This window comes from Undibacterium sp. GrIS 1.2 (genome assembly GCF_040544435.1).
Lineage (GTDB): Bacteria > Pseudomonadota > Gammaproteobacteria > Burkholderiales > Burkholderiaceae_D > Undibacterium.
Window position 1 is genome coordinate 44,614 of record NZ_JBEONP010000021.1, and the last position, 16,953, is coordinate 61,566.

The following is a 16,953-nucleotide window of genomic DNA, read 5'->3' on the forward strand; positions in this document are numbered from 1 at the left end:
GACACAAATTGATCAAGATATCTCCGCCATAAAATTCCATTGGCAGTTTATTTTTTGCGATTAGGCCGGGATTGTCCTGTAGGCACACCAGAGATAGTATTTGAGTTCTGACGGCACATTTTCGGTGATTTTTGAAGTTCTTCATTGCATATAGTTCGCCGCGAGCGCCTCATTCACATCAAAATTGCCTCGAAAAATGCATTCGCCATCAGCTCAAATCTTAATGAAAAATCTCGGTTAAAGCGTCATCCACGCAGCACTTTTTGAAGTTTTTCCAAGCAAAACCTATCAATAACATCTGCTTGCACCAATGTTTTTGTTTCATTTGCTTTATACAACTTGGTTGGCTTTACACCATACGAATATTTCAAAAAATCTTAAAATCGAAGCTTACAAGCGCCTCACAATCACAACCGCTTGTCAGATTAAATTAACCAACCATCTAAAAGCTGTAGCTGGCCTGTGAATATAATGTATCTTACAGAACACGCCACCGTCAGAAATTAGATTAGGTCTAAACTAGAACCGCAAAAAATTTAACAGGATTAAGAGTGAAAAAGGTAAATAATTGCTCAGGCTTTACGTTGATTGAGGTCATGATCACGATTGCTATTGTAGCGATCCTAGCTGCAATAGCGGCACCGTCATTTCAGACTATGTTGCTGAATAATCGACTATCTGCCCAGAAAAATGCTTTCATAAATGTAACTAATTTTGCCCGTTCTACTGCACTGACTAGAAATGCTAAAATTAATATTTGTCCTTTTAGTGCTTTAGGATCCGTCAACTGCGGCGCTGCCTGGAGCGCTGGGTGGATCGTTTTAACAGTACCGACATCGGGTGCACCTACGCTCCTACAAAGTTACCAAACAGGGCCTCGCGACCCAAAACTAACGGCGATTGCGTTTAATGGTGTAGTTGCATCAAATTTGATATTTGATTCACGTGGTCTGGCGACAACGCAGTCTAACTTTGTAATCTGTGACAGCCGTGGATCAAGTTACGCAAGCTCGATACAGGTTTTATTAACAGGTTTCGCACAGGCGGGACCAACTCCCGGTCAAGCTATATGGGGTGGTGCAATAACATGTCCATGAATAATAAAATTACATCCCTCAAAACGACAAAGCACGAAAGTGGCTTCTTGCTTATCGAAGTACTGGTCGCTTTTGTCGTAATAGCGTTTGGTATGTTGGGAATCGCAGGCATGATTACGATAACTCTTAAATCGAATAGCTCCAGCTATATCAAACAACAAGCGGTGCAATCAGCATACGACATTGCCGATAGAATTCGAGCTAACAGCGTGCAAGCCATAGCAGGAAGCTACAATGTTAATAATGTTACTACAGGCGCAGCCTCGGCAGTATCCCCAGCAACTCCGGCCATCGATTGTGGAAGCACAATCTGTACTGATGCACAGTTAGCAACTTACGATACATGGTACTGGCTTGCGAAAGATGTTGCACAATTACCAAATGGCAGTGGGTCAGTAGTGACTGTGCCATCTGGATCAAACACACTTGTAACAATCACCGTCCAATGGGATGATGCGCCTGCACAAAAGACACTTGGCGCAACAAGTACGCCCTCGGGGGCTTCAGCCAACTTGGCACAATTCACGATTCAAACCATTTTATGAAGAAAGCTATGCGAACACAACGCGGATTTTCTTTAGTTGAGCTCATGGTCGCTTTAGGAATTGGGCTATTCCTGGTTGCTGCGGTAGGAACAATGTACATGGCACAGTCAAGTATATCTAAAACAACCGTCTCTCAAGCCTCAGTCCAGAATGCCGAAAATGCTATTTCAGCTCTCTTAATACCCGCTATTCGTTCTGCTGGATTTACTGGATGCTCAAACTTGACTCAATTTATCGCAACCTTGAATAATGGTGGGCCTCCGCCTGTGGGATCGCTAAATTCTGCTAGCGCCCAACCCCCCATGATTATTGGCTTCGATGCATCCGGTACAGATGGAAGCGGAAGCAGTTTAACTATTTCAACGGGCAATGACGTAAACGATACTAATGCATCTGATTGGAACCCCTCATTGGATTCGACTTTAGTTGGGAGTGTTTCAGCCGGAAGCGACGTTTTGGTAATCTTGGGTGCGGTACCAGGAGCTAATCCTATTGAGGTAACAGCGGTCTCTGTGCCTGGAGTAAGTACAAGTCTTTCACTGCAAAACACGACCGGACTCAGCGCCTTTCAGTTAGCTTCAGTTACGGATTGCGGTAAAACAAATATTTTTCTAATAACTGCTGTTACACCAACCTCTGTAAGTCACAGTCAAGGTAGCGGTTCAATGACAAATACAACGGATTTTCTGCCTGTTTCTTTTGGCCTTGCCTCCCAACTAATTCCTTTGCAGCAAACGGCTTACTATGTTGCTCATGGACAGGGCGATCAAAGTACGCTTATGCAAGCGATTTATAGCAATAACGTTTGGACTTCACAGCCATTAGTGCCGGGCGTTGATTCTATGCAAGTTCTATATGGAGTAGGTTCCGCCGGAGTCGTCTCTCAATATATGCCAGCAAATAAAGTTTCGGACTGGACCACAATTCAATCTGTACGGATTGGATTTCTCATTGAAGGTCAAAAGGGATCTGCTAACACATCTAATTTGGCAGCGCAAAGCTTCTCCGTACTTGGTACGACAATCAAAGTACCGTCAGACGGCCGCTTACGCCATGTTTTTGAAATGACCATTAATCTGAGAAACGGAACATGAAAAAAATTCCTAACTTTCTATGGAGACAAACAGCTCAGCGCGGCTCGGTGCTAATTATGTCAATCATTTTAATCTTACTGCTGACAGTAATAGGGTTGGGGATGATTTCCTTAAATGGTACCCAAACAAAAATAGCAGCTAATAGTGCTGATGCGTTGATTGCGTTCCAAACTGCCGAGGGAGTTCTAAATCAAGCACAGACATTAGTATCGTCTGGCATATACACAGTGAATAACTTCAGCGAAACGTCGCCAAGCAATACCGGTCTGTACGTTGTACAACCTGGTAACGCACCTTTATGGACGACGATTGACTGGACTACCAATTCTGCAGTGGCCAGCTTTCAGGGAAGTGCAAAAACCCCAGGTGCTTATATTATAGAGTTACTCCCACCTTTCTTCTCGAAAGGAAATAACAAGAGAAAAATACTAGCGTTTCGCATCACCGCCCGTGCAGTTGGGCCAAGTGGTAACACGCCCGTTATGCTGCAAAGCGTAGTGCAAGTTCAAGAATAATTGCAATTGATAGAACGCAAAAGGGATGAATGATGAAAACGTATCAAAATAGAATAATGAAATCGCCGACTATTCGACTGGTTGCATCAATCACAGCAGTCGTCTTAGTGATTGGTTCGTTCAGCTCACTCATTTTGTCAGCACGCGCTGGCAGCTCACCGAGTCTTGCTATATCTCAAATTCCATTAACGGTATCGACGCCTGCACATCCTCAGGTTCTGATTGCATTGGGGAATTCGGAATCAATGGACGGCACCCTTAGCGGCGCGATCATGACGGGATCTGGGACTTTAGGTTCAGGATTGAGCTCACTCAGTACATCGAGTTCTCCGACAAACTATTTAGTTCCATCAGGGTTTACACCTCCCGTACAGACAGCAGACGCAACCGGAAACGCTCCTTACTCCGTGCTGAAGAATAGTGTTATATATGATAATGGAGCGAGCCGACTCAACGTAGCCAAGGCTGGTATTCAAGCGATTATCCAGAGTTATGTTCAGAATACGGATTTTGCTCTTGAGACCTACCAAACAAGTGGCACTTCGTTATACTCAACTTGGGTTTATCATATGTCCCCATTGGGGTCAGGGTTTAACTTTACAAGTACTCAGGTATCAGGGAAGCGTTATATTTCTAATCCTTGCTTAGGTTATTCGACAGCATCAACAACAGTTAAAAGTAACTGCACCTCCATTGCAGGATCTGGCTTATACACACCGTCAACAGTAGCAACGTCACTGTATATGGAAATTGGTGCGACTAGTGATGACCCTAACATCAATGACGTCCTTTACGCTCCTTCACAACCTGGCGTTTTTTTAAACTGGGGCGGCCCATCGCCAGTCACTCCGTATCCACCTTATAAATCTTTAAGTGACTATAACAACGGAAACATTTTTGTTAACTACACAAATAGTGCTCCCAGTGCAAATACTGGGACTGGACCAACAAATGCGGGCTATGTCCCGTATTCTACTCAAGTCATGTACTCAGCAAGGGGATTTGGTTATGGTGGAAGTCAATCCGCAACTACTGGTAACGTTTTAGTTCCGATGACGTCGGCAGGCGTTACGCCGACCACTGCCACAATCGCGACTGCGGTAGGAGCGTTCACACCAAATCTAGCTCCTGAAACAAACAGCTTGTCGACTAAAGAAATTAAATCTGTCGCTGGTCAGGCACCAACTGCAGGATTATTAACGACTGCAAAAAGTTATCTGGCTAGCGTCGCTGCACCAGCCAGTGGATGTCCTCCAGCACAATATGTGATTCTTATCTCAGATGGTTTGCCAACACAAGATTTAGCGGGTAAAGCATGGCCACCTTTGGGGAGCGCTGCTGCGATCGGATACGGCGTCTCCGCCACGTTCAGTGCAACCGATGGGTCGCTGTCGACAACGAACGACCAGGCTTTAACAGACACAGTTAATGCGCTAAAAGCACTTAAGAGCGCCGGTATCCAAACCTACATTATTGGATTAGGTGCAGGCGTCGACCCAAGCTCAAATCCTCAGGCAGCAGCAACATTGAAAGCAATGGCAGTTGCCGGAGGGACTGTTAATTATTACCCTGCAAGCAGTCCGACAGCCTTAGTAAATGATCTCAACAGTATTTTAATTTCAGTACAAAGTGGCACGTTATCGACTACCTCAGCAGCAGTCAACTCCACTTATCTTCAAGCTGGAAGCGTCGAATATCAGGCTAACTTCACTTCCGGCGATACTCCATACCAGGATTGGACAGGTGATCTATTTGAAAAAAATCTCGATCCAATAACTGGGGCTCCGACAGGTAATGCGATATGGTCGGCACGATCTCAACTCGATCTACAAGCGGCCGGGTCTGGCTGGCTATCTGGACGAAATATTGCTACGTGGAATCCAGCGCTGAACAATAATAGTGGCGGTGCAATACCCTTCCAATGGCTTAGTTTAGGAACCTCTCAACAGACGGCGTTACAACCATCAGATGCACTTGGGGCAACTCGATTGCAGTATTTACGAGGTAATTCAACATTAGAACAACATAATTCAGGTGGGGTATTCAGAAATAGGTCGCATATCTTAGGTGATATCGTGAACAGCCAACCTCTTTATATTGCCGGACCAAACGATGTTTACTTCACACCTAGTTATCGAGCATTTGCTGCTACAAATTCTAGTCGGATGCCGATGCTATATGTAGGTGGTAACGATGGAATGCTTCATGGATTTAACGCTGCAACGGGAGTCGAACAATTTGCTTTTATCCCTAACGCTGTTTACGCCAATCTGAAAGGTTTAACGGATCCACTTTATAATCAAAATCATAGATATTTTGTCGATGGATCTCCGCAAAGTGGTGATGTTAAATTCGCAGACGGTACCTGGCATACCCTTTTAGTTGGTGGGGAAGGTGGAGGTGGGAATAGCATTTACGCAATGGATGTGACAAGTCCTCAAACCTTAACGACAGAAGCCAGTGTGGTTAAAGCCGTTTTGTGGGAATTCTCGGATATTACTGCTACAGGGGCTTCAACAGGCGACATGGGCTACACCTATAGCGAACCACAAATTGCTCCTATTAATGCGAGTGCAGGAAGTGGCTTTGCCGTGTTTTTTGGAAATGGATATAACAGTCCGAATAATTCCTCAGTGTTATATGCGATCAACCCACAAAATGGCCAGATCATTAAAAAAATTGATTTGTGTGCAGCAATTCCAACGGCATGCAACAGTTCACTCCCTCAAGGCTTATCGACTGTTGCTGTGGGAAGCACTGATAGTTTGCTCGGCCAACCAATTACGCAAATTTACGCAGGAGATTTGCAGGGTAATTTGTGGGCAATCGATGTAGGCAGTAGTACCGTTGGAAACTGGACTGTCAGATTACTTTTCCAGGCCAAGGATAAGAGCGGAAATGTTCAACCTATTACCACGCGGCCAGTTGTTACATTACATCCCAATTATCCGAAACTATTCGGTGAATTCATCATGATTGGCACCGGACAATTGCTAACAACCAATGACTTGAGTAGCTCTCAGATTCAAAGTGTCTACGGCATTTGGGACAAGCCGAACACCAGTACGGTGCCAACTCGTTCCAATTTACAAGCGCAAACACTGAATTTAATTGCCGCCGGTGCTGCCTCTGGATTACCACAAGATGTGATCACTGCAACAAGCGTCGCAGTAGATTGGAGTACTCAGCGAGGTTGGTATGTCGACTTATTCACAGGTGGCCAAAAAGTGGTCACTACGCCACAATTATTAAATGGGGCTCTTTTACTTTCGCTTAATACACCTCCTGCAAGTAATACTTGTAACGCTGGGTTCACTTCAGCGTTCATGGAACTAAATTACGCGACTGGAGGTGCCTTCAGCACGCCTCAATTAGATATCAATGGTGATTTATCCATCGATTCAAAGGATACAGTGAATAAGCTTAATCCTGTTGGAATTGGAACCGGTACTGGTTACTTAAGCCAACCAACAACGATTTACAATAAGAAGAAAAAGGAAGTAGAAAAGCTAGCAACAAAATCGGGAGGTACCCAGCTCATTATTAAAGATAAAGATAATTCTCAAGCACGAGCTTCCTGGTGGGAGATAAAACAATGAAGACTTCTTTTACTCATACATTGCGCGCTCCAAATGAGCGTGGATTTACTTTAATTGAGTTAATGATAGTAGTTGTGATTATTGGAGTTCTGTCGGCGATTGCGTATCCATCTTACTCAGCCCACGTTCTAAAATCTCGCAGGTCAGATGCTTGGAACGCATTAACACTTCAGCAAACGTTACTAGATCGATGTTATGCGAGGAGTTTTTCTTATGCTTCTGGAGCTTGTCCTGATTTGCCAGCGACCAATTACCCTGTGACCTCGTCACAATTGTATTACTCAATTGCAATCTCGAATCAAACTGCCACTAGTTATACTTTGACTGCAACGCCAGTAGCAGGAAAGTCGCAAGTCGCCGATACCACCTGTGCGAGCTTTTCAATCGATCAATCGAATCAAAAGATTGGAAAGGACGTTGGAGGTACAGTACAGTCCATTTGTTGGGCACCTTAAGGGGGATTAATATAGCTAATCAAATCGAGTCTATATACTGGTTAGGCGTGCCCCCATATTACTCAGCTTGCCTGATGCACAAATCCAAAGCTGACTCTTATTTTCTGATGTGACGACATACATCGTCGCATATGCTTTGGGTTTTTCGATATATTTCTCAATCAGTTACCCAGCAGTGATGAATAAGAGAGAACAAAACTCTGGCAAAAAGCTAAACAAAGTCCGGCTTAGCCGGCATAGCGATTAACGTGATTGTGTCCTGACCGAATAATACTCGTAAGGTTCTATGTGGTAACAAACGCGCGGAATGCACTCCAGTCACAGCACGATATTGTTGCTAGCTTGTCTTGGTGAATATTGTATTGACGACGGCCAAAGTTTGTTCAAGCCGTTATCAATATGAAAGATAAACCGTAAATACCAACCTGAATTTAGCCAAACACAACGATCAAACTTATTTGGAATTCTGGTAGTGATTCACGGCACAAACAAACCTTATCGCAAACCCAACATAGAACAAACATGCGCATGCAAAACATGAGGTTTGAGATCTGCGCCATGCGGCAAGTCACTTATATTGATGTGATGTAGCAGTTGCGTTGCTGATGGCATTAGTTCTGCATGTGGCGCGCCGTGGGCTGGTGGAGTTGGTATATGCATGGCGACGATGACACCGTTTTCGCTGAGCACCGTGAGTTTGTCTGAGTAGATCATTGCCATGTCCCCACATCGACCAAAAAACTGGCATCGGCGTTGCTGTTATTAAAGATATCTGCGGTATAAACAGCAGCATCAAAAGCATTGTCGCCAGTACCGATGGATCGATAAAATCGTCCGTTGCCTGTCACAATCAACTCACCGTGAAAATCATCTTGCGGGTTGGCAGTGGCGATTGCCGGGCCAATATCTGTAATTCCGGTAGTGGGCCATGCGTAGCCAAACTTAACCGTCTGCCCAGCATTTACCCAAAAAAGTCCACCAACTGCGCGAAACATGGCCATCAAAGTTCTCCTCATTTAAACATCTGTGAAATACAGCAATAAAAGAAAAGCTCATCGGGGTTGAATCAAACAATAGCTCAAATGACAGATCAAACAACCCTCAGCTGATTGTAGTCTTCGATATCAAAAATGTCACGAAATTGACTTATGCATCTTCGCCTCTATTTGACTGCACGCGCATTTTATTGCAGCTTGGAATGGATGGCGGTGCCTTGACGGATCGTTTTGGTGACGGGCGTTTTTTCGCAGATATCGGCTAAGCGGCTGAGTTGCTCTGGCGCCAGGCTGTTACCAAACACGATATTGCGCTCGATGGTTTCTAGGCCTGCATCATCTCGGGAAAATCGGGCGTCCACCTTGATGCTGCCCAAAGACCAGCCTTTTTTGTCAGCATACATGCGCAAGGTGAGCGAGGTACAGGAGGCTAAAGCGGCCAACAACAATTCATACGGCGCGGGACCGGTATCCTGACCGCCATTACTTTCTGGCTCGTCGGATGTGATGCGGTGAGTACGGGCTCGGATTTCTTGTGCGTAGCCAGCGGCGTTTTGCAGATGTACGGTTGCCATGGATATTCTCCGGTGAGGTTAGGTTAGGTGAAATGCGAGGTGTAATGTCGGATTGTATGCCTTGGGGAACATCTAGCGATTTGGCGTTATAGAAAAATGATAAGACGATTCCCCTTCGCTCTGAATGGTGGTGATTTTAGCGGATTGAAGACATCAGCCCCAAACAGAATGTACTGCGCATTTTTTAACATAAAAAAAGAGGTGGAACGCGATCTGAATGGGCTTCAGGTTCGCATCTCACCTCTAACAGGGGAAACTGATTGACTCTGCCAAAAGAATATACTCATTACAGTATATTTTAACATCCAATTAATCTCTGGACGTTAAGGGTATTTTTGGCATATACCCCCCTTATTTTGATTAAATTTTTACTTAGCAGCGAGTTTTTCTGACTTATCCCAACCACCGCCGACAGCTTTATAGATGCTGACTACCGCAGTCAAATGCGCACGCTGAGTGTCGATCAAAGTCGATTGCGCTTGCAACAAATCGCGTTGAGCGCTGAGTACATCGAGATAGCTGCTGTAACCGTTTTTGTAGCGCAAGTCGGCCAGACGCAATGAATCTTTTAAAGCGGTGACGCGACGATTGCCAGCTGCGTAAATTTGCTCATTGGCAGCCGTGTTGACCAACGCATCATGCACATCGCGGAAAGCCCCTTGCACACTTTGTACGTATTGCGCCAAGGCTTGCGTTTTGCGCGCTTCGGCACCAGAGACCAACGCGCCAGCGCGGAAGATTGGTTGTGTAATGCCAGCGCCCAGATCCCCAATAAAGACGCTGGATCAAACAAATCCTTAAAACTACGCGACTCGTCGCCATAACAGGTAGTCATCTTCAGGCTTGGAAAATACTGCGCCTTGGCCTGACCGATGTCAGCATTGACAGCGGCCAGCGTTTGTTCAGCGGCGATGACGCCACGGCTGGCCAGCAGATCTTCTATGTCGCGAAAACTCAGCGCAAACCGAAAGCAGAGCCACACGACATGACTAATGATTTCTGCCGGATAGCGGAAGCCGCGATAGCGTAGGGATTTTTTCATCACGCTACTTTACAAAATTTCTCCGCCGCCCGTAAGTTGACAATACCGCATACTCATATAAAATCGACAACATCATGAATTACAGTCAACAAAAGCTGTCAACAAAATTTTTACCGCTTCTCATCCATGCACCCGAAAAGAAAACTAATGCGCCCATACCATGCACTGCCAGCCATACTGAGTTTGATATTGTCATCCCAGGTTGCCGGACAAACCGCTGCGTATGCAATTACAGATAAAAACACGGCTCTGTCGCCCGCTGTGGAAGCTGCACTGAAAGACAAGTTGCAAGCCTTATTCAGCACAGTCTGTAGCAAGGATGAATTTTCAGGTGTGTATGTCGTCGCCAGGGGCAATCATGTCATCAGCGAAGCAGCATGTGGTGAAGCCAGCAAGCGTTATCATGTGGCGAATACGATGGATACCATCTTCAATGTCGCCTCGGTCGGCAAGATGTTTACGGCGGTTGCCATAGGCCAGCTAGCGGATGCGGGGCGTTTGTCCTATGCAGACCCGGTCAGCAAATATGTGGATGCCAGCTGGTTGTCACCTGAGGTGGCGAAAAAAATCACCATAGGCCAGTTGCTGTCGCACACATCTGGGCTGGGAAATATTTTTACCAACAAGTTTATCAACGGTCCGTATATGCAGATGGCCGCCATGCGAAACCTGGCTGACTACAAGCCATTTACACGCGATGCGACACTGGAGTTTGCGCCCGGCAGCAATTATTTGTACAGCAATATGGGTATGTTTTTCCTCGGTGTCATCATAGAAAAAGTCTCGGGACAAGATTATTTTGACTATGTACGCCAGCATGTGTTTCTGGCGACAGGCATGAATAGTACCGATAACTATATCAGGGATGAGGGAACAGAAAACCTCGCCACCGGCTACATCAGCACGCGAGGTGCGACAGCCAGCAAGAAAGAAAACACCGTCCTGATACCAGTACGCGGCGGCCCTTATGGCATAGGCTATTCAAACGCACCAGACCTGCTGCGCTTTGCCGATGCACTTCAGACAGGCAAGTTGCTCAAGCCAGCCACGCGCCAGTTATTCTGGCAAGACCAGACCGCAGGCCGTGCAGACAAGGGCAGCTATGGATATGGCTTCGAATTACGCTCGGGCAAACTGGGTAAAATCGTGGGCCACAGCGGGCAGTTCCCCGGCATTTCCAGTAATCTAGATATGTATCTCGATGCTGGTTATACTGTGGTCGTGCTGTCAAATTATGAACCCGGTGTGTTGCCGCTGGCGGGGCGAATTGCGGCGGTGCTGGAGAATGCGGTGGGGCTTGAGTAGGGTACGTTACAACGCACTATTTGAACGGGTACTGTCAACTTACGGGCGGCGGGGAAATTCTGTAAAGTGCCGGGATGAAAAAATCCCTACTCTATCGCGGCTTCCGCTATCCGGCAGAAATCATTAGTCATGTCGTGTGGCTCTACTTCCGATTTGCGCTGAGTATTCGCGACATAGAAGATCTGATGGCCAGCCGTGGCATCATCGTCACGTACGAGACGATTTGTCAATGGACGTTGAGTTCGGCCAGCGCTATGCCAATGAACTTCGCCGGCGTCAACCATAGCGCGCGGACAAATGGCATCTCGACGAGGTGGTGCTAACAATTAAGGGCAAGCATCATTACCTGTGGCGTGCAGTCGATCAAAACGGTTATGTGCTCGATATCTTGATGCAGAGTCGGCGCAACCGACAGGCAGCAAAACGCTTTTTCCGCAAGCTCCTCAAAGGCTTGCGTTACGCACCACGGGGACTGATCACCGACAAGCTGAAGAGCTATGCCGCGGAGAAGACGCACATCATGCAGGGTGTCGAGTATCGACAGCACAAAGGTCTCAATAACCGGGCAGAACTCTCGCATTAACCGACGCGGCAACGAGAACGACAGATGCGCCGCTTCAAGTCATCAAGCCAAGTTCAGCGCTTTTTGTCGGCGCTGGGCTCGATTAACAATGCCTTCCGGTGTCATTGCAACTGTTTGACAGCGAAGCAGTACCGACACTTCCGTACGCAGGCATTTTCTATATGGAATGAGGTCACCAGCGTAGCAAAAAATGTCTAACCCGTGACACCGTGTTACCCGGGCAAATGCAATTTCGCCTGGAATGTACAACTCGCCGTCTCGGTTCAGCAAGTTGACAATACCGGAAAATTCAATCCCAGCGTAAAAATAAAAAAAAGAGATGGAATGTCGTCTGAATGGGTTCCAGACAACACCTCACATCTCCAAGGGAAGCTTAATGACATAAAATATACTCACCACTGTATATTTTAATGTCCATTAAATATATGGACATTAAGGGTATTTTTACCATATACCCCCAATTTTTTACAAATTACGTATTTACTTAGCAGCGAGTTTTTCTGACTTATCCCAACCACCGCCGACAGCTTTATAGATGCTGACTACCGCAGTCAAATGCGCACGCTGAGTGTCGATCAAAGTCGATTGCGCTTGCAACAAATCGCGTTGTGCGCTGAGTACATCGAGATAGCTGCTGTAACCGTTTTTGTAGCGCAAGTCGGCCAGACGCAATGAATCTTTTAAAGCGGTGACGCGACGATTGCCAGCTGCGTAAATTTGCTCATTGGCAGCCGTGTTGACCAACGCATCATGCACATCGCGGAAAGCTCCTTGCACACTTTGTACATATTGCGCCAAGGCTTGCGTTTTGCGCGCTTCGGCACCGGACACCAGTGCACCAATCGCACCGGCGCGGAAGATCGGTTGCGCAATATTCGCTCCGATATTCCACAGCAAAGAAGCTGGATTAAATAAATCTTTAAAGCCACGCGACTCGTCGCCATAGCCAGTGGTCAGCTTCAGGCTTGGGAAATACTGCGCCTTGGCTTGACCGATATCAGCGTTGGCAGCAACCAGTGTTTGTTCAGCAGCGATGATGTCTGGCCTGCGGTTAAGCAGATCCGATGGCAAGTCGGCTGGCACTGTCGCTTGCTGATAGAGACTATCAATACTCTTGCCACGTGCAATTACCGGATTGGCAATCGCCGTTGGGGAGCGCCCTAACAGCACAGCCATGGCAGACTCTGTGACTGCCAGCGATTGCTTCGCTTGCAGCAAGCTAATTTCTGTCGCGGCGGTATCAGATTCTGCCTGATGCAAATCTAGCTCACCGATCGAGCCGGAAGAAAAACGTTTTTGTTGCAAACGTAGATTTTCCTGACGAGTTTTGAGTGTCGATTCGGCCAGTTCTACTTGTGCATCGTAAGCCCGCAAGGCAAAGTAATTTTGCGCCAGGTTGGAATACAGGGTGTTAATTACCATGCCGCGATTGGCTTCTTGCGATAACAAACGGGCACGTGCAGCCTCATCGGCGCGACTGAGCTTACCCCAGAAATCCACCTCATAAGACGCGCTTAAACCGATCTGATAATCGGTACCAATCGGATTGGCACCGGGCACCAATTTGCCGGAGTTGACACTGGTACGACTTTTTGTGCCCGACAAATTCGCGTCTACCGTAGGATAACGATTGGAGTTGGCTGAGGCTGCGGTCGCACGTGCTTCTTCCACCCGCCCTGCTGCTAGCAAAATATCCTGGTTATTGGCAGTTGCCTCATCCAGCATACTGTTTAAAACAGGATCTTGGAAAGACTTCCACCAGCTCAGCCAATCGGTCGTTACGCTAGTTTTTCCAGTGCTTGTCACACCGCTCGTCAGCTTTGCTGGCGTATCAAATGCTGGCCGCTGATAATCAGGTCCGATCGCGCTGCAACCTGCCAGCAGCAAGCTGGCAGCCATCACTGAAAGCCGCAATGTTGGCATTAGTGTTGATCTACGGATTGATCTGGGTGTTGATTCAAATACAGTTGATGTCATCACATGTTCCTCTTAATTCTTCTGTTCAGCAGGTGGCGCATTGTGCAAAATATGAACCGGATGCTCGAAATCTTCCTCTGTCGTTTTAAACCGCTTATCGTTAATCAGTTTAAAGAATAAAGGTACAAAGAAGATCGCCAGGAAAGTCGCTGCCAGCATACCGCCCAAGACACCCGTGCCGAGCGACATACGCGCCGCCGCACCAGCACCGTGAGAAAACGCCAGTGGTACCACGCCCAAAATAAACGCTAACGATGTCATCAAAATAGGACGGAAACGTAAGCGTGCCGATTCCAATACCGCAGCAACCGGGGCATAGCCTTCATGCACTTTCATCACCGCAAATTCAACAATCAAAATCGCATTTTTCGCAGACAAGCCAAGCAAGGTCACCAGACCAATCTGGAAGTACACGTCGTTGTTAAAATTACGCAAATAAACCGCTAACAGTGCACCGAAGATACCAAACGGCATCGCCAATAAAACGGAGAAAGGCAGTGACCATTTTTCGTATTGCGCGGCCAGAATCAAGAAGATCATCAAGACACCGGCACCAATCGCGATACCAGCAGCATTGCTAGTACGCTTCTCCTGGAAGGAGGCGCCGCCCCAGTCGTAGGAAACATCCACTGGCAACACCGTTTTAGCAGCACGCTCCATCGCAGCAATCGCTTGTCCTGAGCTGTAGCCTGGTTTAGCACCACCCAAGATTTTGATCGATGGCAAAGCGTTAAAACGCTGTACCGAATCGGGTCCTGTCGTAAAACGTATGGTCGTAAAAGCGCGGACAGGAATCATTTGTCCGGTAGCAGAGCGCACATACATACTGCCGATATCATCTGGTTTGGCGCGGAACTGGCCTTCTGCCTGCAACTGAACGGTGTAGGTACGACCATTTTTGTTGAAGTCATTGACATAGTAACTACCCATGGTCGCGGCTAAAGTATTGTAAACATCTGAGAGAGCAACACCCATAGAGCGTGCTTTATCGTTATCCACATCCACATATAGCTGCGGTGAATTAGCTTGCCACAGAGTTTGTACGCCAGCCAGTTCAGGCTGCTTATTAGCTTCTGCCAGCAACGCTGGTAACAACTTGGCCAGACGCTCTACACCGCCCTCACCTTTGTTTTGCATATAGAACTCAAAACCACCAGTTTGCCCCAGACCTTGAATCGCTGGCGGGCTGAAGAACAGTGGCAAGCCTTCTTTGATACGGCCTGTTTTCATAAAACTTTCACCGACCATTTGCTGCGCCGACTGAGTACGTTCATCCCAAGGTTTTAACGGGAAGAACATCGTTGCCGCAGAAGATTTCAAACCGCCACCACCTAAGAAATCCAGACCAACCAAAGCGAAGGTGGTATCAATGTTCTTATTGGTTTTCATGATTTCTTCTACTTGCTTGACCATGGCATCCGTACGAGCTAAAGACGTACCTTCAGGCATGATGGCAGCACCGATAAAGTAACCTTGATCTTCATCCGGTACCAATCCGCCGGGTACGGTTTTCCACAATACGCCCGTCACGACCAGCATGCCACCGAAGACCATCACACCTAAGACCGAGCGACGCAAGAAGAAAGTAACACCGTTGGTATAGCGCTTGGTCAGACGTAAAAACGCGCCGTTAAACCAGGTGAAAAAGCGATTATGTTGTTCCGCACCTGGCTTCAACAAGATCGCGCAGAGTGCTGGCGTCAAGGTCAAGGCAACAATACCGGACAACACCACAGCGATAGAAATCGTGACGGAGAACTGACGATACAACTCGCCCGCTAAACCACCAAGGAAAGCAATCGGACCAAACGCTGCAACCAATACCAGAACAATCGCAATAACCGGACCAGTGACTTCATGCATCGCTTCAATTGCTGCATCTTTTGGTGTCATGCCTTCTTCGTTCATTAGACGTTCGACATTCTCCAGCACCACAATCGCATCATCGACAACGATACCGATCGCCAGCACCATACCGAACAAAGTCAGCGTATTGATGCTGTAACCCAGCAAGTGCAAACCTGCCATCGTACCGATTAATGACACTGGTACTGCCAGAGTTGGAATGATCGTTGCGCGCCAGCTTTGCAAGAATAAATACACCACGATGAAGACCAATACCATGGCTTCACCCAAAGTTTTTAACACTTCAGCGATGGATTCGGTCACAAACGGTGTGGTGTCATACGGCGTTGCGTATTCCATACCTTCTGGGAATTTAGACTTCAAATCTTGCAGGGTTGCTTCTAATGCTTTGCGCGTATCCAATGCGTTTGCACCAGTCTGCAAAAAGACACCAATGTTGGCTGACGGATGACCATTCACACGACCATTTAAGTTGTAATCCTTGGAGCCTAATTCAACCCGCGCTACGTCTTTGATACGGACAGAGGCACCGCTCTTATCGGTTTTAACGATGATATTGGCAAACTCAGCCGGCTCCAGCAATCGCCCTTTAGCGGTTACTGTCATGGTCAGCTCTTCAGTATTGTTTGGCGGTGCGCCGACTTTACCCGCTGCATATTGGGCATTTTGCTCACCAACGGCATTAGAAATATCGCTGACGGTAACGCCTAATTGCGCCATACGGTCAGGACGCATCCAGATCCGCATTGCATAATCTTTGGCACCAAAAATTTGAATATTGGTGGTACCAGGAATACGTTTCAACGCATCTAAAACGTTTTGTGTTGCGTAGTTGGACAAGTACAAAGAGTCATAGCGGTTGTCTGGTGAATACAAAGCTGCAACCACTAAGAAGTTGGACGAACTCTTAGACACGGTGACACCTTGACGACGCACTTCTTGCGGCAACTTAGCATCTGCTTGACGTACCCGGTTGTTGACGTTAACTGCGGCAATATCCAGATCCGTACCGACTTCAAAAGTCACGTCGATAGAAACACGACCGTCGGCTGAAGAGGTAGAGCTCATGTACAACATGTGCTCAACGCCGTTGATTTGCTCTTCGATCGGTGCAGCGACTGTGCGCTCTACTACTTCAGCAGAGGCACCTGGATAATTGGCAGTAACGTTGACTACCGGCGGAGAAATTTCCGGATAACGAGAAATTGGCAAGACCCGCAACGCGGCCAGGCCAGCCAGCACAATAATCAACGACAATACGGTCGCGAAAATTGGCCGGTTAATAAAAAATTTTGAAAACATGAG

The 16,953-nt window shown here is 47.0% G+C and carries 13 protein-coding genes and 1 pseudogene; 8 read left to right on the forward strand and 6 right to left on the reverse strand.

What is annotated here, in order from left to right:
- Window positions 1-551: 551 nt before the first annotated feature.
- From AAKU61_RS11090 to AAKU61_RS11115, 6 genes are all read left to right on the forward strand, one after another.
- Window positions 552-1,097, forward strand: a complete 546-nt coding sequence (locus AAKU61_RS11090; protein WP_354332191.1) for a GspH/FimT family pseudopilin — start codon at window positions 552-554, stop codon at window positions 1,095-1,097.
- Window positions 1,094-1,642 (forward strand): type IV pilus modification protein PilV, encoded by a 549-nt coding sequence (gene pilV, locus AAKU61_RS11095; RefSeq protein ID WP_354332193.1) that lies wholly within the window; start codon window positions 1,094-1,096, stop codon window positions 1,640-1,642. Before AAKU61_RS11090 ends, pilV begins: the two co-directional genes overlap by 4 nt.
- Window positions 1,643-1,650: 8 nt before the next feature.
- Complete coding sequence (locus AAKU61_RS11100) at window positions 1,651-2,736, forward strand: PilW family protein (RefSeq protein WP_354332195.1); 1,086 nt, start codon at window positions 1,651-1,653, stop codon at window positions 2,734-2,736.
- Complete coding sequence (locus AAKU61_RS11105; RefSeq protein ID WP_354332196.1) at window positions 2,733-3,251, forward strand: pilus assembly PilX family protein; 519 nt, start codon at window positions 2,733-2,735, stop codon at window positions 3,249-3,251. The genes AAKU61_RS11100 and AAKU61_RS11105 overlap by 4 nt, the downstream gene beginning before the upstream one ends.
- A 32-nt stretch (window positions 3,252-3,283) precedes the next feature.
- Entirely contained in the window at window positions 3,284-6,850 is a 3,567-nt protein-coding gene (locus tag AAKU61_RS11110) for a pilus assembly protein (protein ID WP_354332198.1), read from the forward strand.
- 62 nt (window positions 6,851-6,912) lie between these two features.
- A complete protein-coding gene (locus tag AAKU61_RS11115; protein WP_503012601.1) occupies window positions 6,913-7,305 on the forward strand; it encodes a type IV pilin protein in 393 nt (130 codons plus the stop codon).
- A 495-nt stretch (window positions 7,306-7,800) separates the two neighbouring features.
- Here the strand turns inward: AAKU61_RS11115 and AAKU61_RS11120 are convergent, their stop codons facing one another.
- The 4 genes from AAKU61_RS11120 to AAKU61_RS11135 all read right to left on the reverse strand — a co-directional run bounded on the left by AAKU61_RS11120 (window position 7,801) and on the right by AAKU61_RS11135 (window position 9,597).
- Window positions 7,801-8,019 carry a hypothetical protein gene (locus AAKU61_RS11120; protein WP_354332202.1) on the reverse strand — a complete coding sequence of 73 codons (219 nt, stop codon included), beginning with the start codon at window positions 8,017-8,019 and terminating at the stop codon, window positions 7,801-7,803.
- Window positions 8,016-8,306: a hypothetical protein gene (locus AAKU61_RS11125; RefSeq protein ID WP_354332204.1), complete on the reverse strand. Its 291-nt coding sequence runs from the start codon at window positions 8,304-8,306 to the stop codon at window positions 8,016-8,018. The genes AAKU61_RS11120 and AAKU61_RS11125 overlap by 4 nt, the downstream gene beginning before the upstream one ends.
- A 182-nt stretch (window positions 8,307-8,488) precedes the next feature.
- Window positions 8,489-8,875: an OsmC family protein gene (locus tag AAKU61_RS11130; protein WP_354332206.1), complete on the reverse strand. Its 387-nt coding sequence runs from the start codon at window positions 8,873-8,875 to the stop codon at window positions 8,489-8,491.
- Window positions 8,876-9,243: 368 nt separating this feature from the next.
- A complete protein-coding gene (locus AAKU61_RS11135) occupies window positions 9,244-9,597 on the reverse strand; it encodes a TolC family protein (protein ID WP_354332208.1) in 354 nt (117 codons plus the stop codon).
- A gap of 467 nt (window positions 9,598-10,064) precedes the next feature.
- Here AAKU61_RS11135 and AAKU61_RS11145 point away from each other — a divergent pair, with 467 nt between their 5' ends.
- Together AAKU61_RS11145 and AAKU61_RS11150 are read left to right on the forward strand one after the other, a co-directional pair.
- Complete coding sequence (locus AAKU61_RS11145; RefSeq protein WP_354332210.1) at window positions 10,065-11,222, forward strand: serine hydrolase domain-containing protein; 1,158 nt, start codon at window positions 10,065-10,067, stop codon at window positions 11,220-11,222.
- Between the two features lie 74 nt (window positions 11,223-11,296).
- Window positions 11,297-12,003 (forward strand): annotated as a pseudogene (locus AAKU61_RS11150) (IS6 family transposase).
- Between the two features lie 282 nt (window positions 12,004-12,285).
- Here AAKU61_RS11150 and AAKU61_RS11155 read toward each other — a convergent pair.
- Both AAKU61_RS11155 and AAKU61_RS11160 read right to left on the reverse strand, forming a co-directional pair.
- Window positions 12,286-13,782, reverse strand: a complete 1,497-nt coding sequence (locus tag AAKU61_RS11155; RefSeq protein WP_354332211.1) for an efflux transporter outer membrane subunit — start codon at window positions 13,780-13,782, stop codon at window positions 12,286-12,288.
- A gap of 12 nt (window positions 13,783-13,794) precedes the next feature.
- On the reverse strand, window positions 13,795-16,950 hold the full coding sequence (locus tag AAKU61_RS11160; protein WP_354332213.1) for an efflux RND transporter permease subunit: 3,156 nt from the start codon (window positions 16,948-16,950) through the stop codon (window positions 13,795-13,797).
- Window positions 16,951-16,953: the final 3 nt, after the last annotated feature.